Raw genomic sequence first — 17590 nt, forward strand, 5'->3', positions numbered from 1 at the left:
AGGCGCTTAATGCGCCTTTATTATTGGTAACTTTTTGCGATGGGCTTGGTGCTCATACCATGAATGAACACGCTAAATAAAATTGTTGTTAAAGTTACTGTAGCAATTTGCTCTTTGTTCGCAATTGCAGTGTCCATCACCATTAAAGTGAATACGATAGATGCTAATCCTCGCGGACCAAACCAAGCAAACGTGAGCTTGTCTTTTAAATTTAAATTAGTAAACATCAGCGAAAGTAATACCGGCATAATTCTAAAAATTGTCACACTTAATAATGCATAAAATACAATTGGCCAAGTAATATCATTCACAATTAAGTGACCACAAACAAAACCGAATAAACACCATATAAGTAGTGCTACAAATTCAGCGATATGTTCAGAATCTTTAATTAATGTTGAACGAATTTTTTTAGGTGCTAAGTAATCAAATAAAAGCCCCGCTACAAATACGGCTATAAACCCACTGCCATGCAGGTTTTGTGTTAAAGAAAAAATGGCCATGACCAAGCCAATTAATAAAAATGGGCTGCTATTATTTGCAAAATAATGACGTGCTAATGCTATTTTTAATAATGGAATAAATATGGCCATTGACACGCCGGCAATAACAAGCGCCACGCCTAACTCTCGTGTAAAAACAAATAGAGTATCAAGCGTTGTTACAGCACTTTCTGGATTTTGAGCTAACAAAAGAAGAACTAAAAATATTGGAACACAAAGCCCGTCGTTTAAACCGCTTTCTGTATTTATTCCTTCTCGAACTTTTTCAGGTACAGAAGTACACTCCAAAATGCCTTTACTAAGTGCCGCATCAGTGGGCGTTAAAATAATAGCGATCAAGGCAGATTGAAAAAGTGACAACTCAGAAAAGAAAAATAATCCACCGGCAACACCTAACATTAGTGTCATCGGCAAAGCCACAAAAAGTAGCAGGCTAGGGTACTGATAACTATGTTTCAAAACAGGCAGTTTTGATTTGGCTGCATCGGTAAATAAAAAAATGCTTAAGGTTAATTCTACCAAAGGCAATATGTCACTGAGTCCTGCTTCTCCTAACTTAAATTCGCTCGGCAAAAAGTAAGACATTGCAATTCCAACCAACACAAAAAACATCGGCCCAGTAATTTCAGTTCGCTCTAGCTGACGAATTGTCAGAGAATAAAATAACAGGGCTAAACCAACAATCGCTAGTATTGTATATTCCATTAAACTTTCCTTTTTATTCCAGACTTTGCGCGTTCTTTTATATTTGTTTGAATATAAATTTGGTCTGTTGTGGCAATTTTGGCATGGCCTAAATCTTCAGATAAATGTTTAAGTGGCCTTGTTTGTGCATCGTGTGTTGCACCGGTATGTCGTAACCAATGTGCCGTCGCCGCTTCAAGTTGCTCAGCATCATCTTTAAAGCCATCATCTAATAAAGATTGTTTTGCTAAATCAAAACTTTGTTGAACTAAACGACGAATTTGCCGAACAGTCATACCACCTTTACCACGAATTTTATGAACAAGCGGCTCCGATTCATCAACGCGGGGCAGGGCAGGTAAACCACGGTAAAGCCTATAACGTTTTAAATAAGTGATAAAATCTTCACTTAAAGTTACATCACGTAATTTATTACCTTTACCCATAATTCTTAAAAACCAAAAGCCATCATTGTCTTGCCAAAAATGCGACATAACCGGCGACCACTGTGGTCTTTCTGATAACTCAGAAATTCGTAAATACAATCCTTTTAAGCAAGCGAGTGTGAATAAATTTCTTTCTAAATCAGGTTGTTGTTCACATAAATCCCGGGTAACACCAAATACATACTCCCATTGAATATCACTGAGTGTATCGGGAATTTTAATCTGTGATTGCACAACTAAGTAAGGGCTGTTCTTTTTTACTACCGGTACAAAATTAGCAAAGGTTTTTTCTTCTAAAATCGCAAATTTATAAAATACATTTAGTGCAGTAAACATTGCAGCAAGTGTTTGTTGGCTAGCAATATTTTCTTTATTTATAAAAGGGCGCCAATTTGAATTTAATCGCCTGATACCTTGCTCATCTTTATAACGCCATTGCACCGAATCTGATAACCAAGCAGAGTCGGGATCAACCATAAAATCTACATAAGCTTCGATATCATCTCGTTTCAGATCAAATACTGATTTTTCAGCAACTAACCATGACCATAAACAAAAACGTTCAAGCTCATTTCGAAAGCGATTAAACGTTGCTTCAGATTTCCTGCCATAAACGTATAAGAATTGATAAACGAAACTTAAGTCATTTTTTGATTCAGCAACAGTCAATCCAACCTGATGTATAAATGTATCAAGTTCAGGATATTCTGTTGCGAGAGTATCATCTTCAAGATGGGCAATTTGGTAGCGAAGTTGTTTGAGTGTATCAACGAGAGCAACGAGCATAATATATAAATATCTTGTAAAATAACTAGTTATAAGATTACCATAAAGTCCGATACTGTCTAGTATTGGACTTAACTTATCTGAAAATTAGCCTATTATATAGGTATCATTTTGCCATACGAGTATTCAAGGAATTAAGTATGAAAAAGTTATTAATCATTACCTCTGTTATTTTAACAACGCTTTTAACGGGTTGTGCCACAACAGGTAGTGCATCACCACAAGAAAAACGTGCATTAGTTCAAAGCATGAGAACTAATACACTTAACAAATTATATGCTGAAAAACCTGATGTTAAACAACAAATTGCAAATTCTGCAGGTTATGCTGTTTTTGATAACGCAAATGTAAATGTTGTTTTAGCGAGTTTCGGTGGCGGCTATGGTGTTGTAAAAAATAACCTAACAGGCCAATCAACTTACATGAATATGGGCGAAGCTGGTTTAGGGCTTGGTTTAGGAGTAAAAGACTTTAATGTAGTAATGGTCTTTCATAACCAGTCTGCATTAAATCGCTTCATTGAACATGGCTGGACCTTTGGTGGTAACGCTGATGCAGCCGCAAAATATGAAGATAAAGGTGGAGCATTAGTTGCGGAAGCCATTGCTGATCAAGTTACTGTCTACTCATTAACCGAAAATGGCCTTGCTTTGCAAGCTGTACTAAAAGGCACAAAATTTTGGGTAGATTCTGAACTGAATTAACGAAGTAAAGACCCTTCTAAAAGTGGGCTAGTTAGTAACCTAACGTCCACTTTTTATTATTTCAGCTAATTTAACATAACGTAATTTATGAGCTATCTACGATACCGCAAAGGCGGGGTCGCTACTTGACCAGTAAGACTCGCAGCTGCAAGGATTCCCGCAATACACGCAGCGCTAATCTTTTTTACAATATCAGACCAGATCTTACCTTCTTCCTTCGATTTTGATTTTTCGATAGCAAGTTTTAGTAAAGCTTCTTTTTGATCCATACCAACAGCATTGGCCATTGCGATGCACTGGTTCGCAGTTAAATGACGGTTACCTTTTTTAATTTGAGACATATTACCTGAGTTAAATTCAGTAAAATCTGAAATAACTTGTTTATCCTGAGTGTAACCTTTAACTTCTTTATATTTTTCAATTAGTTCGTAACTAAAATTCATAGCGTTCTCCTCACTTACTTAATTATAACTGTCATTCTTGATAAATAAAAAGTTGACGACTGTCAAAAGTGAATGTTAGATTTACCAACATTCAAGATTGACAGTTTGTCATTTTAACAAGGAATACGGATATGAGTTTCTCAAAATCACAATTCATCTCAGTTTTGGGGATCTTTGCCGTATATTTCCTTTCTATGGGTTTCACTTCATTTGAAACCATCAATACCGTTTCATTTATTTTATTAATTATCTCTATTTGTTTTGTAGTTGTTTGGCAAGTACTTAGGTTTTGGGTAAACAAAACTTCAAATATCGGAGATAAAAAGTAATGAAATTCTATCTCCAATACATAGCTGGCATTGAGGAATACGCGTTAGGTTTCAATAAAATTGAACACCCGCTTATGTATTCGTCACGCGCTGAAGCTATGGCTTTTTGCATAGACTATGCAAGTGGAGAACCTTTCGAAATCATCGACGTTGATGATTCAAACTGGCAAGAACTGTTCGACTCTGGAGCATTTGACTATGAACCAGACTTCTAACCAGTTAACCAAAATCGACTACTTAACCGTTGTTTTCTGCCCTGACGAAATCGCCCGTCTTCGCTTTGACGCTAAAATTGCATTCGGTAAAGGTGACTTTGCATCCTACAAAGAAGCCTATAATGCGATGCTTTGTGCTGAATTATTCGACCAACAAGCCACTGATGATTTAGACCTAGAAGTTAATGAATCGGTTGTATATGACTCTGATTATTACTATGACCAGCTGTTTGAAAACAATCCTCGTTACCGTAATTATGGCTCTGTTGATGCTATTCCAAGTGAAGAACGGGCGCATTTTTTCAAGAACGTTGTACGTAAAACCAAACGTTACAAAACACTTAACTCATTGATTGAAGGTGATATTACTAAGTTCATGCACCTTCTAAATACTGAAGTTGCAACGGCTGCTGACCGCTTAACATCGGATGACTTAAGCTGGTCTTATCGCCATAACTCAGGCGGTATGTTCACCTATGAAAAGTCAGCCACCCTTTACCGTCATGATGTAAATTCGGGAGTTGTTGCGTGGGGTGCGAACAATGGCGGCGTGATGATTTCATTTTCTGGTGCAGGTTGTGCAGGTCTTGATATACCAAAACTTCACGCCATGCTTAAGAAAATGCCGAACGTAAAAATCACACGTTTAGATATTGCTTATGATGATTACGAAGGTGAAAAATCTGTTCTAAATTACTTCCAAAACTTAGAAGAAGGTGGCTTTTGTAAAACCAACCAAGCGCCCTCTTTTTCATGGATTCAAACTGGCGAACTGCAAAAATTATCTAATGAGCAACAAGCTCTTTGGAAGAAAAAACACGGCTGGCAAAAGCGTTATGACTGCGTAGCCAATGGCGGAAATACCCTTTATGTAGGAAGTCGTAAAAATGGAAAAATGGCGCGTATCTACGAAAAAGGCAAGCAAATGCAAAGTGAATCTCAACCTAATTGGGTGCGTGCTGAGCTTGAGCTTAGGTCTATTGACCGTGTTATCTCCTTGGATGCACTTCTCAATACCGATGCCGTTTTTGCTGCTGCATACCCTGCTTTTGAGTTTGTTAGCGCTAAACGTCTTGAGATTAAAACCACCACTCGCAAACCAAAACACAACGGAATCTTAGTTGCTGAAAGACTAGAACGATACTGCGCACAGTCTTACGGCAAGTACTTAAATTTCTTACGTCACGTTAAAGAACTGACTGATAACGAAATCATTAATCAATTAACTAAAGGCCTTAATCCGTGGGATATCCCCGACTCTATTCATCAGGCCTGTATATCACCACCAAATCAAATGGAGTTAACCCCATGAAAGTAACATTATTATCTGCCGCAAATGGTAAAGGTATTTCTCAAAAAACTGGCGCACCTAAGCATTATGCTTTTTCGTCTATTAGCTACTTAGTACCTGAAAAGGACTTTATACAAGGTGATCACCAAATCCAGAAATGCGGCTTTGAACCAAAGTCTTTAAACATCCTTGATGAACAGTCTTTGTATCAAAAGTTTAAAAACATCTTAGACCAACACGGTATTTGTCAGGTTGATTTAACTCTACAACCTGACCCAGAAAACATGTCTCGAAACGTTGTATCAGATGTGAAATACGCAGGCTAATCATGGGTGAAAACAAATACATTGCTATTTGTCCCGTTGCGCCTGTAGAGAAACAGTGTCCGGTGGAATTGGAAGTTGTGGAAACACCCCTTCCCGTTCCGCTTGATTGGGACACCTTCAAGACTGAAGTTGCCCCGTCAATCATCGTCGTTCTTCTTACCGCTTATGGTTGGAAGAAATTAAACAAAATGGTTTGGAATAGATAAGGAACTTAACCATGAAAAACATTTTTAAAAATAAACTATTAAAAGCGGGTGTTATCACTTCGCTTGTCGCTGCATCTGGCTCTGCCTTTGCTGAAGCTGCACCAGAGGTAACTGCTGCAACAACACAGTTTCAAACATTCTTCACTGATAACGCAAACTTAATCGGCGGTGTATTTCTAACTGCTGGTTTCGTGGCTATCGGCTGGAAATGGTTGAAAGGCACAATCTTTAGCTAATGTTCATCACATTAGACACAGTGCTAATTGTCTCAGGACTTTTAGCACTTTATATCCTTTTCGATGATTAAAAATTAAGGCGCAATGATGCGAATACTAATATTTATATTGGCGCTAATGAGCGCCTTTTTTGTCTCTGCTGAAGAACCAGATTTAACAGATTTAAAAGAACCATCTTATAAATCACGCTATTTGTTGCAATGTGGTTATGGCGGTTCAGGCGAACACCCTACAGTTTGGTCTGATGTAAATTCTGGCACTGCCTGTCAGAGTATTTGGAATCAAAATATAAATTCAACTATACAAACTCATATTTCTTCGGGTTTCTATAAATCTGCTGGTGATATTACATGGACTTCTGACACGCATTATCAATATGAGTATGTTAGATGTAAATATGGTGATTGCGCTACCTATGGCGATGGCGATTCAGGTACTCAAAACGGATCATTTATTTTCATAGTAAAGGATGAAGAAAAAGCGTATCAATGTCCGCCTGATGGTTTTGGTGAATACACTATTCAAGTTCCAAAAGAGAATGCAACCCAAGAACCTACTTTCTCATGCGCTAAGCCATCAACCCTAAAAGATTGTCCTGCTGGTTATCATTCTAAAGGTGCATCTCAACAATTAGGTTCTACTGAATGTGTACCAAAAGAATGCCCTCCAGCTGGTAGTAGTGAAAGTTTATTCTCTTCACCAACAATTGGTGGTGCGCCTTTCGATGGTGGTGGTCTTTATTGCAATGATGGCTGTGCTTATAACGTTAACGAATCACAAATCTCATTAGGTAAATATGCAATTGGTGTCAGTCAAGGTGTGGCCTGTGGTGATAAACCTTATGACAATAAAAAATTAGCAGATGATGCCGATGCAGATAAATGCACTACTTCTACTGATGGAACTGTAAACGTCTTACAATGTCCTGACCACCATCAACCAGACCCTGAAGATGATCCTTTAGATAATTCAGATTCTAAAGTAGATGCTTCAAAAACACCTGATAAATCAAAAGAAACATGTGCCGAAGGTGATACCAGTTGTAACCTTAAAAATGTAGAAACTGAAATCGAAAACAGTATTAATAGCCTGATAGATAACGATAAAGAACTACATAACAAAAAAATAGATGCCGATACCAAAAACGCTAAAGCTTTTCTGAATGTAATGGAAAGTATTGATACGGCAATTCTTCTACAAACTAGTCAAGATGAACGTTTACATGCTGTAACGGTTGGTAAATTCAATGAGTTAATTGATGCTGTTAATGGTATCGAAACTGGCGGTGGCGGCGGTGGTGGTAATGGCACTGGTAACGGCAATATAGGCGGTCAAGATTGTGAGGGTACTATTGAAGAATGTGCAGGTATTGGCTCTGGTGATGGTGTCGAACTTCCCCAAGAAACTAGAAACCTTGAACAGTACGCACAAAAGTATAACAACTGGTTACCTAATGCAGAGTTGCCACCTGAAAAATGTATCACGCTAACGAACGGCAAATCGCTGTGTTTTAGTTTTGAGTATTTCATTGTTTTCTTCCAAGCAATCTCTGGGTTAATCGTTCTTAGCTCTTTAATTCATAGCGCTTCAATTATTGTGAGGTCTGTATAATGCCGTTTCTAATTCAAGCTTTTTTTACCGCACTTGCAACCCTACTCCCTAGCCTTGTTTCAAATGTTCTTGTTGGTCTTGGTTTTGGATATGTTACTTACGAGCTAGGTTCTTTTGGCATCGATTACATATTTAATTTGATAGTAACTAATGCGGCCACCTTGCCAATTGAAGTAATTGCCGTTTTTAACTATGCAAAATTAGATCAAGCAATCGGCTTTATGCTTGGTGCTTATGCAGCTGCACTCACTATTCGTGGTTTAACATCGGGTGGTTCAGTAACTAAGATGAAATTGGGAGCACCTAACTCATGATTTATTTAAGAACAGGTGTGCCAGGTGCAGGCAAAACATTAAATACGCTTAAAGAAATTTGCCAAGACCCAGCCGTCACGCAAAAAGAGAAATTCTATAACAACATTAAGTGTTTTTTACTCGACTTAGATTTCTTAAACAGTTTTGCGGGTTGGTTCTATGGTTCGTTCTATCCAACCGTTCAACAAACCAAAAAAGGATCGCGTTATTCTAAGATAATTAAAAAAGCCCATGAGCAAGATAGATTAGTCGAGTTAACGGACGTTCCTTGGTTAGCACCTTCCTTTAAACAATATGATGAACAGGCTGCAATTTCTCTTTTCGTTAATTGGTGTCGTCGTTGCTACCCTAAACAAAACTTATCAGGGCTAAACACCTATTTAGAAGAAGCCGAACAACCAACTATTGAATCAATTAAACTACTTAACTACCACTGGACAAAAGTAGACGACCCTACACAATGGTTTGATTTACCCAATGGCTCGATTAGTGTGTTTGATGAATGTCAGGATCACTTTTCACCAATGGCCAATAGTGCAAAGCGCCCTATCCATTACACGAAGTTTCAAACGCATAGACATTCAGGTGTTGATATTCACCTAATAACCCAGCACTACACATTTTTAGATAACGTTATCCAGAAGTGCACTAACTCACACATTCATTATTTTAGGCCAATGGGCGGCTCTGCGATTACGCGCTTTCAAAGAGATAAACAATTTAATACCGATTACAAAGGCGACTTAGATAAATGTGCATCTAAGCTAATGCGCCGTGATGCTAACTTTTACGGTGTCTATTGGTCTGCGGATGAACACACAGCAAAGTTTAAACTACCGCCGAAGGCGGGTTTATTTCTTCTAGCCATACCACTGTTTATTTATGTCTTTTATAGCTTACTCGGTAGTTTAGGGCTTACTGACTCTGACGAACCTGACACGGCCAGTACACCAGAAGCAAAAACAGTCGAAGTAAAACAACAACCAATAGTAAAACCAAAATTAGATTTAACGTATAAGCCACAGAAGTTTGAACACCCACTAAACGAAATATGTGATGACTATGAATATGGTGGATATGTTCTAAAGAAAAATCACGGTGTAGTGACTGTTGAACATTACATTAACTGCGTTACTGGTAAGAACGTCGAAAGACAAAACACTACCATTTTGGGTGACGATGAAAATCAAACCGAGAAATCAGAAATTATTAACGAGCCTGAAGTAATAACACTTAGCTCGAACTACTTAGAAAAAATCGGTTACTCAATTTACCTAACAGAAGATTTACCAATCTTAAAATTTTCTGACAAAAACATTTTCCTAAGACAGTTTTAACTAAGCAACACAAAGGCAGAAAGGCGAGCTTCGAGCCTCTGCCTTGTGTGCTTAAAACTTAGATCTAATACTTGTCACTGGTGACACTATGACTAGAAACCAAAAATACGAACAGAAACAAAAAGCTAAAGGATTAAAGAAAGTAACCCTTTGGATACCTGATGAATCAGAAGTTGAAATTAAACAAATGATTGAATTTCTGATTGATAATCCTGATCACATTCCTTTTATGGCAAGGAACGTTAAAACAGGCCGTATGAAAAAGGCAATTTAGTGGTACGTAATTTTTTACGTAATATTCGTATCGGTACGTAATAATGAACAAAATTATTACGTACCACTCACCTTTGTATCTCCAGTTCTTGGAGGATGGCGAAGCCATGTCATACATTCCAGAAAATCATCATTTTATCGAGAATCTGTTTCCATTTTACAAACGGTTTATTAGGGTCGGGTATCAATTCAGTGAGAAAGCTAATCGCACTCACTGCCCTTGTCTGTCTTTGAAAAAAGTTGATTGCCTTCTGATAAACCAAGCTGAGTTAAGGACGGCACAGCAGCCGAGGGAAACACCCTCCCCCCATATACTAATAGGGGGGGAGCGAAACCACTTACACCGAAACCGAGTGTGCATTGTGATTTTAACAAAAAGGAGTAAATCACAATGAGCAACTTTAAATTGCAGTTCGTTACGCTATTCGGATATGACTACGCAAAAGGAGCTAAAGAACTCGGAGTAAGTGAACGACAAGTAAGGAGATATGTAAAAGCCAATAAAGCGAGTAAACCAGTCGAAAAGTTACTTTGGATAATGTATCGCGGCTACTTACCAGACACTGGCCCTTGGGCGGAATGTAGCATTTCATATCATAACAACGTGATGACTACGCCTTGGGGTAAAGTTAAACCATCAGACGTACAGTTTGTTCATCGTTACAAATGGTCTGCAAAGGAGCATGAATCAATGTATAAAAAACTGAAATCAGAGACAAAAATTCAAGATAGTTATTTATTTGATTTACAAGAACAGCTATTAGATATCATTGGAAATATTTCGAAAAGGAAAAGTTACTGACATTTACTTAGAATTTCTCTTTAATGACACTCACTTGTTTATAGATATGATGAATGTAGCTAAAGCGGAGGTTCTCTATCTGCTATGGAATTTTAAAAACATTATATTTAGCAATACATTAGATAATATGTAAAAATACTGTTTCAAACAATCGACCCAATTTTTTAAAATATGTTTGGGTCGAATCTAGCCTATCATTTAATTAACATACCATAGAGAAAGTGAATGGATTCTGAAAAGAAAATTGAGTTTTTAACTACTGAAATTTTGAACATAAAACAATCAATTAAAGATGGAAGTAAGATTTCTGATGATTCAAGAAAAGCAATTATTCACGATATAACTCTAATTCAGAACGAGAGCAGGAATAAAAGATTTGGCGTATTCACGGCAATCATGGCAATTGTCATTTCTTTTTTGTCGTATATTGGCTACCAATCCATAAAACAAGCTGTGTCTGAGGAAGTTACAAAATCTGAATTAAAAGAAAAAATCTTATTAGAATTAACCAAAGAGAGAAAAGAGTTATCTCTTGATATTAGGTCTATATCAAGCAGCCTAGAAGAGATAAGTAATTATGAAAAATCCCTTCAGCTTAAATATGAAAAACTTCAGCAAAATTTGGAAATTAGAGAAAAGAAAGTTCACCACTTAATCAATGTCTTATCTAAATCTGAAATTGATACGTTAGACTTCGAACAATTAATAGATCGTAATTTCAAGTATGTTTTACCCAGCATTAAAACATTTGATTTCATTAAGGCTCTTGGTATTTCAGAGCATTCTGTTATTAAAGTACTAACTGTTTATGTTTATGATTTTGAACCTTCAAACATAACTAGAGAGTCTCTAAAAAATGCTATTATTACTTTGCAAAATCGTTTTTCTTTAACTAATGATGGGGAACTAGGGCCGTGCACTTCATTGGTAATTGGTGCATTGTTAATTTCTGATTTTCCTTTTGTTGCAAATGAAGAATTAAGTAATTCTAAATTCATAAGCCAGCCTTGGTTAACTAATTCTTTTCAAGCTTGTTCAAGAAAAGACAAAGAATATATTAGTCGATACTTAGAATATCCTGACTTACCATTACATAAACAGTTAAACAATTTTGTAGATGCCACAAAAATTGATAGAGAAATCTTAATTAAAAGTCTAAGAAATTTCCATGTTGATAATCAAGGATATAAAGCATTAGAGTACTTGGGATATGGAACATCAATTGAGTAATTTACTAAAGGATATCATATGCCACTCAATTACTTAAAGTTATACGCCTGTTTAACATTGTCAGGGCTTACAATCTGGTTTATCGACCAAGCTTGGACTATGTATCAACTGAAACTTGTTTCAGATGCTACTACTAAAGCCTTGAGCCAAGTTTCACAACCTAAAAAGATTCAGGTTCCTGCATACAAGCCTAATTATCAAAAAAGGTTAACTAGAGAAGAGCGTGAAAAAGAAATTGAAGATGCTAGGGTATGTGATTTTTTCATAAAAGAATATCGCCAGAACCCTACAGAAGATAACCGTTTAAATATGCGAAAATTCTGTCCAGTCAAATCTTCCAACTGACACGCTGTCAACATTGACAGTTTAAATAACTGGTTAATAAAAAAGGGCTTTTCGCCCTTTTCTTTATTATTACGTACCGTAATTTATGGGTAGTTAATGGCATTTTAATTTTTATGTATAATTATTCCATAACCAAGTAATCAACATCATCTACATTTTTGATGTGTTGGTCATTTCATCTCTGTTCATAGATGAAATAGCTATGTCTCTACCTAACGTTAAAAACCTCAATTTTAAGCAATCTATTATCTCGCTTTAGTTCAGGTAAGAATGCCTTTGCTGTGCAATCAAGTTTCTTTGCTGTTTATTACACTGTATTGATTTTTTTAAAGCAATACAGATTTAAAAATACTACAAAAATAGCGCTGAATGTCAGCGACGCTTTCAAAGTTTTCACCAATCCTTTTAAGGGATTAATTATATAAATCATGATAGTAATGTATAAACAAAGATCAAAAACAAAATAAATACTATAAGAAAGTTCATATTTTATAAATTTCCAACCTTTTACATTTCTGATTTATCACCCTATTTTTAAAGTTTTATTGATTTTAATACTTGCTATAAATGAAAGTATATATATCCGATTTCTAAGATATTTCAGATTTTCTAATTTTCAGCGAATACCCATTAAAAACTCACTCGTTTGCTTTTAATATGTATTACAACCTTAATCTCGATTTTATAAATATTACTATCCATTTTTTAGTATCTTCAACAGGAGCTCATATGAGAAAAATTTTCTTACTAATTGTAATTGCTTTTGGAGCTTGGGCATTCTATGCAAATAATTACGGGGAAACTTCTGCTGTCGACACCATACAGCAGCAAATCATTGAGCCAATTCAAAATAAATATACGCATAAAAGACAAACTGATATTTCACAAGAACCTATCTATGCATGTGATGGTAGGAAATACTGCAGTCAAATGAACTCTCTAGAAGAAGCTGTTTTTTTTATGCGTAACTGCCCTGATACAAATTTAGATAACAATTTTGATGGCATTCCATGTCAGGATGAACCAAGGTTACATAACCGCTAGTATTTAAATATAATTAATCTTTCTACACCAACGGCTCTTGTTGGTGTAGTTAAACAACCATCTCTGAGCATTTAAATTCTAGTCATTTAATCTACCAAAAATTCCAAAATTCAACTTTAAATAAAGCCAAAATTTACTTAAACACGCTTGACGACTTTGATTTAAGTAAATCACTTTTCAATTTGTAATTTTTTAATGTTGTGTGATTTATATTAATCTAAATAATTCAACAAATGAGAAATTTCCTACTTCTTTCGAATCAATTTACCGCTACATTATGTAATTAAATTCAAAAACTTGCTTCAAATTGAGTTTTTAGTAATTAATTAAAATCTCAAATCTTAGTGTAGTTTCTTGTACAAATACCTCCTCTATTTCTGATTTGGATAATTTAAACGTGAAAATTGATAAAACAAACAATAAAGAAGTTAAATTTTCAGATTCTGACATTTTGCTTTCAACTACCGATTTAGATAGTTACATAACATATGCAAACCAAGAATTTTGTAATATTTCTGGTTTTACATTAGCTGAAATGGTTAATCAGCCTCATAACCTAGTACGCCACTGCGACATGCCTAAACTTGCATTTGCTGATTTATGGCAACACCTACATAACGGTAGATCTTGGATGGGCCCTGTTAAAAATCGTTGTAAAGATGGTAATTATTATTGGGTAAATGCATTTGTTACCCCCATCAAAGACGCGAGCGGCCAAACTGTAGAATACCAATCTGTACGTACAAAGCTTAATGATGACGTTTTAACTAGAGCAACTGAAGAATACGAAAAGATTAATAAGGTTTCTAGCTCAAAAGCACTGAAACAGCCTTTTGATTCAACTTTATATTTATCATGGTCTTTATTTTTAACTTTAATTTTTTCTTTTGTGCTTTTATTTACAAGTGGAGTTTCTGCAGTTACTTTATTATTACTTGGCTGTTTAGTTTCTATAAATCTAGGTTTGTTTTTATGGCGAATTAAATATAAAGCGCTCATACAAAAAGCAAAAAGCATTTATGATAACCCTCTCATGGCTTATTTATATTCTGGTAGTAATGATGAAATTGGTTTTTTACATTTAGCTCTTGAAATGCAACAAGCAAAGTTAAAAGCTGTTGTTGGTCGAGTTAACGATGTGACCATGGGTGTAAATAACAATGCCCAGCAATGTGCTGATTCTGGGTTAGCTGTAACAGAACTTTTGACCAAACAAACAGATGAAGTTGCGCAAATTGTTGTCGCTACAGAGCAAATGACCGCTTCAATCAATGAACTTTCATCGAGTACAATGCAATCAAATCAAGCTGCCGAAGAGTCACACCAAGCAACCGAACAAGGCTCTCTTGCGGTCAAGCAAACGATAACTTCAATCAGTGAACTTGATGAAAAACTCAAGGCGGCGAGTAGTCAAGTTGAAAACCTAATTGAAGGCAACCAGCACATTGTGGCAATTTTATCTGAGATAAATGCGATTGCTGATCAAACTAATTTACTTGCTTTAAATGCGGCTATCGAAGCTGCCCGAGCAGGCGACCATGGTCGTGGCTTTGCCGTTGTTGCGGGTGAAGTACGTGCATTGGCATCGCGTACACAGCAATCAACTGAAGAAATAAATAATGTGTTAAATCAACTGACACATGTCTCAAAACAAGCACAACTTGCCATGAAAGACGGACTTAACTTGTCGGCTAAAAGTGTTGAGCTTGCACATCAAAGCGGCGATAGTTTAGACCATATTAAAGCCCAGTCTATCAAACTAAGCGAGCTTAATAGCATTATAGCGCATGCAATGAATGAGCAACTCACAGCAAGCCAAGTTATTGCTACCAACTTAACTTCGGCGCAAGACTTTGCTCGTGAGTGTACTGAACTTGGCCATACCTCACAGCAACTTTGCGAAGCGTTACTGAGTAAAGTAACTGAGCAAACATCCTTGATTAATCAGTTTAAATAGCCAAAGCAAATCCAATACTATTTTATAAGGTTTATTTTCGGTGTGTGCTTATTAGTACACACCGCATCAAATGCTTCTGCTAGCCGTTCTGTTTCTTTAAATACATGTTGCCAATACTTAATTCGTGTATCAGCATCAAGTTCAGTAAAGTCTTTACGATCAGGGATCTTGCCATAAGGTAATGACGCAACAAACTCAGCTGATGGGGTGATCATAACCACTTTGTCATAGTTTTTTGGTGTAATTCCGCGCTTTAAACTTTTATCAAACCACCCTGCTTTTGGTTTGTTATTAAAGTGCGGATACAAGATGAGCCCATCATTATGAATATTTAAATCAAAGTGATAATCGATGATACCACCATCACGATACATCCCTGGTGGTGTTCCTGTTATATTTTTAATACCTTGCATCACTAACGGAATAGAGCCTGAAGCAAGTAAAGCATCTGCTAAATTATCTTCGCTTAGCTCAATAGTATGAGTATTGAAGGTATTGTTATCTGAAAATGATAACTGGCTATCTGAAGGTTGAAACACATAACGCTCATACTGTTTGTTTAAAAAGCGTCTGTTTAACCTATTTGCTAAGTAACTTTTAGATAAGCCCATTAACTGCATCAGTTTGTTTTCTGAGGCTACAAACCCATTCGATTTTGCAACAATAAAGTGGGCTTTAAAAACGGGGTTATCTATGATTTCTTGAATGCCGTTTTCAGCAAAAACAGTGCTTAATAACTCTCGTGCTTTTGTCGTTATTTCTTCAGGCTTTGCTTTATTTGATGAATAACGTGTTTCAGAGTATGACTTTGCTAATCGCGATATCGCTGCAACGGGGTCATTTTGAGCAAAACACGCAGCTCTAAATGCGCCAGCGCTTGACCCTAATAAGTTTAATGTTGTGTTTCGTTCTTTAAAAAACTCACCAAACAAATATTTATCAAGACCAAATAATGTAAACCATTTTGGACCACCACTCGCTCCTAAAAATGTGCTAAATAGGTCTGGTGTCATTCCTTGTTCTTTAATCGCTTTTGCTGCGCTTGGGCCTGCGTAAATATCTATCATGTGCAACTGCTTTTTGGTTATTGTTATCGGTTATTTTCGCCAAATGCCCATTTCCGTTTGTCCTTGTACTTTTACTTTTTCAGAATCAAAACTAGGCTCTTGTCCTGCTTCTCGTTGACTATGGTAGTCTTTAGTAACAGATAAGATAGTTGGCGTTAAGCGTATGATAGCGATAACGTTCACCACTGTCATTAGGCCAAGTGCTATATCAGCGAGATCCCATACTTGTTTAATGGTCGCCGAGGCGCCCCAAATCATCATTGATAAATATAAACTGGTATAAATACCTCGACCAAGTTTATTATCTAGCTTAAATAAGTGCAGGTTACTCTCTGCATAGGCATAGTTTGCAACCACTGAAGTAAACGCAAATAAACAAATCGCAGCCGCTACAAAGTAAATGCCACCAGCGGCCATGTGTGCTGTCATCGCAGATTGAGTTAAACGTATTCCTTCCATTTCGCCGCTTATATCAATATCAGCTAATAGAATAATGACGGCTGTACAACTACACAGCACAATAGTGTCGAAAAACACCCCTAGCATTTGAATGTAGCCTTGAGTGACCGGGTGATTGGGTACTGGCGATGCACAGCCTGATGCGTGTGGCACACTACCGGCACCCGCTTCATTCGAATAAAGCCCGCGCTGAATACCGTTTTTAATTGCCGCGCCCATAGCTCCTGCGCCCGCTTCTTGTAAGCCAAAAGCCGACAGTAAAATATCTTCAATCATGGCAGGGACTTTGCCGATATTTAGTAAAGTAATTATGATGGCGGCTAGAACAAATAAAATCCCCATCACTGGTACGATACGTTCAGCAAAACGGGCTATAGCTTTAAAGCCACCTAAAATAATTGAGCCTGCCAGTATTGTGATCACAATACCTGAATACAATGTTGGAATTTCGAATGCGTAATTGAGGGCATCAGTTATGGTATTTGTTTGCATGGCACTAAACGTAAAGCCATAACCAAGAAACAAGCAAAAAGCAAAACAAACCGCCAGCGCTCTGCTGCCTAGCCCTTGCTGGATATAATAAGCAGGTCCACCCCTAAACTCACCATTGGCATCCCTTACTTTATACACTTGCCCGAGTACGCTTTCTGCAAAGCCAGTGGCCATGCCCAAAATGGCAATGACCCACATCCAAAATATTGCGCCACTACCACCTAACGAAATTGCTACGGCAACGCCTGCAAGGTTTCCTGTGCCTACTCGTGCAGAAAGGCCAGTACATAAAGCTTGAAATGAACTGATTGAGTTTTTATCGGTGCTGCTACTCGACTTTAACAAGCTAAACATATGGCGAAACTTAACCAATTGAATTGCTTTTAAGCGTACCGAAAACCAAATTCCAGCAAACAGTAGAATATAAATAAGAATTTGGCCTTCTCCCCAGAGAAGACCATTTATTGTCGATACCGCAGTGTTAAACATG

Annotated in this window: 21 protein-coding genes; 16 read left to right on the forward strand and 5 right to left on the reverse strand. The window is 36.9% G+C overall.

All coding sequences use genetic code 11. The annotated features are described in order from the left end of the window. Positions 1 to 20: 20 nt before the first annotated feature. Both AAEU31_RS03455 and AAEU31_RS03460 read right to left on the reverse strand, forming a co-directional pair. Complete coding sequence (locus tag AAEU31_RS03455) at positions 21 to 1208, reverse strand: cation:proton antiporter (protein ID WP_421966447.1); 1188 nt, start codon at positions 1206 to 1208, stop codon at positions 21 to 23. Next, positions 1208 to 2419: a tyrosine-type recombinase/integrase gene (locus tag AAEU31_RS03460; RefSeq protein WP_135926623.1), complete on the reverse strand. Its 1212-nt coding sequence runs from the start codon at positions 2417 to 2419 to the stop codon at positions 1208 to 1210. Before AAEU31_RS03460 ends, AAEU31_RS03455 begins: the two co-directional genes overlap by 1 nt. 140 nt (positions 2420 to 2559) lie before the next feature. Here AAEU31_RS03460 and AAEU31_RS03465 point away from each other — a divergent pair, with 140 nt between their 5' ends. Further along, positions 2560 to 3123, forward strand: a complete 564-nt coding sequence (locus AAEU31_RS03465) for a lipid-binding SYLF domain-containing protein (protein WP_135926622.1) — start codon at positions 2560 to 2562, stop codon at positions 3121 to 3123. A gap of 92 nt (positions 3124 to 3215) precedes the next feature. Here the strand turns inward: AAEU31_RS03465 and AAEU31_RS03470 are convergent, their stop codons facing one another. Then, positions 3216 to 3566 carry a DUF3693 domain-containing protein gene (locus AAEU31_RS03470; RefSeq protein WP_281547098.1) on the reverse strand — a complete coding sequence of 117 codons (351 nt, stop codon included), beginning with the start codon at positions 3564 to 3566 and terminating at the stop codon, positions 3216 to 3218. A gap of 131 nt (positions 3567 to 3697) precedes the next feature. Here AAEU31_RS03470 and AAEU31_RS03475 point away from each other — a divergent pair, with 131 nt between their 5' ends. From AAEU31_RS03475 to AAEU31_RS03545, 15 genes are all read left to right on the forward strand, one after another. After that, on the forward strand, positions 3698 to 3895 hold the full coding sequence (locus AAEU31_RS03475; RefSeq protein WP_421966448.1) for a hypothetical protein: 198 nt from the start codon (positions 3698 to 3700) through the stop codon (positions 3893 to 3895). Next, positions 3895 to 4110, forward strand: a complete 216-nt coding sequence (locus AAEU31_RS03480; RefSeq protein ID WP_235373181.1) for a hypothetical protein — start codon at positions 3895 to 3897, stop codon at positions 4108 to 4110. The genes AAEU31_RS03475 and AAEU31_RS03480 overlap by 1 nt, the downstream gene beginning before the upstream one ends. Beyond that, positions 4094 to 5422, forward strand: a complete 1329-nt coding sequence (locus AAEU31_RS03485; RefSeq protein WP_421966449.1) for a replication initiation factor domain-containing protein — start codon at positions 4094 to 4096, stop codon at positions 5420 to 5422. Before AAEU31_RS03480 ends, AAEU31_RS03485 begins: the two co-directional genes overlap by 17 nt. Continuing rightward, a complete protein-coding gene (locus AAEU31_RS03490) occupies positions 5419 to 5727 on the forward strand; it encodes a CTX-RstB family phage integration protein (protein ID WP_421966450.1) in 309 nt (102 codons plus the stop codon). Before AAEU31_RS03485 ends, AAEU31_RS03490 begins: the two co-directional genes overlap by 4 nt. Before the next feature lie 2 nt (positions 5728 to 5729). After that, positions 5730 to 5933 (forward strand): hypothetical protein, encoded by a 204-nt coding sequence (locus AAEU31_RS03495; RefSeq protein WP_281547095.1) that lies wholly within the window; start codon positions 5730 to 5732, stop codon positions 5931 to 5933. A gap of 11 nt (positions 5934 to 5944) precedes the next feature. Beyond that, complete coding sequence (locus AAEU31_RS03500) at positions 5945 to 6169, forward strand: hypothetical protein (RefSeq protein WP_421966451.1); 225 nt, start codon at positions 5945 to 5947, stop codon at positions 6167 to 6169. 117 nt (positions 6170 to 6286) lie between these two features. Next, complete coding sequence (locus tag AAEU31_RS03505; RefSeq protein ID WP_421966452.1) at positions 6287 to 7780, forward strand: hypothetical protein; 1494 nt, start codon at positions 6287 to 6289, stop codon at positions 7778 to 7780. After that, positions 7780 to 8094, forward strand: a complete 315-nt coding sequence (locus AAEU31_RS03510; protein WP_421966453.1) for a DUF2523 family protein — start codon at positions 7780 to 7782, stop codon at positions 8092 to 8094. The genes AAEU31_RS03505 and AAEU31_RS03510 overlap by 1 nt, the downstream gene beginning before the upstream one ends. After that, entirely contained in the window at positions 8091 to 9431 is a 1341-nt protein-coding gene (locus tag AAEU31_RS03515) for a zonular occludens toxin domain-containing protein (RefSeq protein ID WP_421966454.1), read from the forward strand. The genes AAEU31_RS03510 and AAEU31_RS03515 overlap by 4 nt, the downstream gene beginning before the upstream one ends. Positions 9432 to 9519: 88 nt before the next feature. Then, complete coding sequence (locus tag AAEU31_RS03520) at positions 9520 to 9705, forward strand: hypothetical protein (protein WP_421966455.1); 186 nt, start codon at positions 9520 to 9522, stop codon at positions 9703 to 9705. A gap of 390 nt (positions 9706 to 10095) precedes the next feature. After that, entirely contained in the window at positions 10096 to 10506 is a 411-nt protein-coding gene (locus AAEU31_RS03525; protein ID WP_421966456.1) for a hypothetical protein, read from the forward strand. A 225-nt stretch (positions 10507 to 10731) separates the two neighbouring features. Next, entirely contained in the window at positions 10732 to 11736 is a 1005-nt protein-coding gene (locus tag AAEU31_RS03530) for a hypothetical protein (RefSeq protein WP_421966457.1), read from the forward strand. Positions 11737 to 11754: 18 nt separating this feature from the next. Continuing rightward, a complete protein-coding gene (locus AAEU31_RS03535) occupies positions 11755 to 12081 on the forward strand; it encodes a hypothetical protein (RefSeq protein WP_421966458.1) in 327 nt (108 codons plus the stop codon). 729 nt (positions 12082 to 12810) lie between these two features. Beyond that, positions 12811 to 13125 carry an excalibur calcium-binding domain-containing protein gene (locus AAEU31_RS03540; protein ID WP_421966459.1) on the forward strand — a complete coding sequence of 105 codons (315 nt, stop codon included), beginning with the start codon at positions 12811 to 12813 and terminating at the stop codon, positions 13123 to 13125. A 397-nt stretch (positions 13126 to 13522) separates the two neighbouring features. Continuing rightward, entirely contained in the window at positions 13523 to 15082 is a 1560-nt protein-coding gene (locus AAEU31_RS03545) for a methyl-accepting chemotaxis protein (RefSeq protein WP_421966460.1), read from the forward strand. A gap of 17 nt (positions 15083 to 15099) precedes the next feature. Here AAEU31_RS03545 and AAEU31_RS03550 read toward each other — a convergent pair whose 3' ends face one another. Both AAEU31_RS03550 and AAEU31_RS03555 read right to left on the reverse strand, forming a co-directional pair. Next, complete coding sequence (locus AAEU31_RS03550; protein WP_421966461.1) at positions 15100 to 16149, reverse strand: patatin-like phospholipase family protein; 1050 nt, start codon at positions 16147 to 16149, stop codon at positions 15100 to 15102. Positions 16150 to 16179: 30 nt separating this feature from the next. After that, positions 16180 to 17589 (reverse strand): alanine/glycine:cation symporter family protein, encoded by a 1410-nt coding sequence (locus AAEU31_RS03555; RefSeq protein WP_421966462.1) that lies wholly within the window; start codon positions 17587 to 17589, stop codon positions 16180 to 16182. Position 17590 lies beyond the last annotated feature (1 nt).

The sequence above is a fragment of the Pseudoalteromonas thalassia genome, from assembly GCF_049257215.1.
In the GTDB taxonomy this organism is placed as follows: domain Bacteria; phylum Pseudomonadota; class Gammaproteobacteria; order Enterobacterales; family Alteromonadaceae; genus Pseudoalteromonas; species Pseudoalteromonas lipolytica_C.

Excerpts from the sequence above, each read along its gene's own strand:
- AAEU31_RS03455 (WP_421966447.1), bottom strand. The coding sequence starts at position 1,208 with ATGGAATATACAATACTAGCGATTGTTGGTTTAGCCCTGTTATTTTAT.
- AAEU31_RS03460 (WP_135926623.1), bottom strand. The coding sequence starts at position 2,419 with ATGCTCGTTGCTCTCGTTGATACACTCAAACAACTTCGCTACCAAATT.
- AAEU31_RS03465 (WP_135926622.1), top strand. The coding sequence starts at position 2,560 with ATGAAAAAGTTATTAATCATTACCTCTGTTATTTTAACAACGCTTTTA.
- AAEU31_RS03470 (WP_281547098.1), bottom strand. The coding sequence starts at position 3,566 with ATGAATTTTAGTTACGAACTAATTGAAAAATATAAAGAAGTTAAAGGT.
- AAEU31_RS03475 (WP_421966448.1), top strand. The coding sequence starts at position 3,698 with ATGAGTTTCTCAAAATCACAATTCATCTCAGTTTTGGGGATCTTTGCC.
- AAEU31_RS03480 (WP_235373181.1), top strand. The coding sequence starts at position 3,895 with ATGAAATTCTATCTCCAATACATAGCTGGCATTGAGGAATACGCGTTA.
- AAEU31_RS03485 (WP_421966449.1), top strand. The coding sequence starts at position 4,094 with ATGAACCAGACTTCTAACCAGTTAACCAAAATCGACTACTTAACCGTT.
- AAEU31_RS03490 (WP_421966450.1), top strand. The coding sequence starts at position 5,419 with ATGAAAGTAACATTATTATCTGCCGCAAATGGTAAAGGTATTTCTCAA.
- AAEU31_RS03495 (WP_281547095.1), top strand. The coding sequence starts at position 5,730 with ATGGGTGAAAACAAATACATTGCTATTTGTCCCGTTGCGCCTGTAGAG.
- AAEU31_RS03500 (WP_421966451.1), top strand. The coding sequence starts at position 5,945 with ATGAAAAACATTTTTAAAAATAAACTATTAAAAGCGGGTGTTATCACT.
- AAEU31_RS03505 (WP_421966452.1), top strand. The coding sequence starts at position 6,287 with ATGAGCGCCTTTTTTGTCTCTGCTGAAGAACCAGATTTAACAGATTTA.
- AAEU31_RS03510 (WP_421966453.1), top strand. The coding sequence starts at position 7,780 with ATGCCGTTTCTAATTCAAGCTTTTTTTACCGCACTTGCAACCCTACTC.
- AAEU31_RS03515 (WP_421966454.1), top strand. The coding sequence starts at position 8,091 with ATGATTTATTTAAGAACAGGTGTGCCAGGTGCAGGCAAAACATTAAAT.
- AAEU31_RS03520 (WP_421966455.1), top strand. The coding sequence starts at position 9,520 with ATGACTAGAAACCAAAAATACGAACAGAAACAAAAAGCTAAAGGATTA.
- AAEU31_RS03525 (WP_421966456.1), top strand. The coding sequence starts at position 10,096 with ATGAGCAACTTTAAATTGCAGTTCGTTACGCTATTCGGATATGACTAC.
- AAEU31_RS03530 (WP_421966457.1), top strand. The coding sequence starts at position 10,732 with ATGGATTCTGAAAAGAAAATTGAGTTTTTAACTACTGAAATTTTGAAC.
- AAEU31_RS03535 (WP_421966458.1), top strand. The coding sequence starts at position 11,755 with ATGCCACTCAATTACTTAAAGTTATACGCCTGTTTAACATTGTCAGGG.
- AAEU31_RS03540 (WP_421966459.1), top strand. The coding sequence starts at position 12,811 with ATGAGAAAAATTTTCTTACTAATTGTAATTGCTTTTGGAGCTTGGGCA.
- AAEU31_RS03550 (WP_421966461.1), bottom strand. The coding sequence starts at position 16,149 with ATGATAGATATTTACGCAGGCCCAAGCGCAGCAAAAGCGATTAAAGAA.
- AAEU31_RS03555 (WP_421966462.1), bottom strand. The coding sequence starts at position 17,589 with ATGTTTAACACTGCGGTATCGACAATAAATGGTCTTCTCTGGGGAGAA.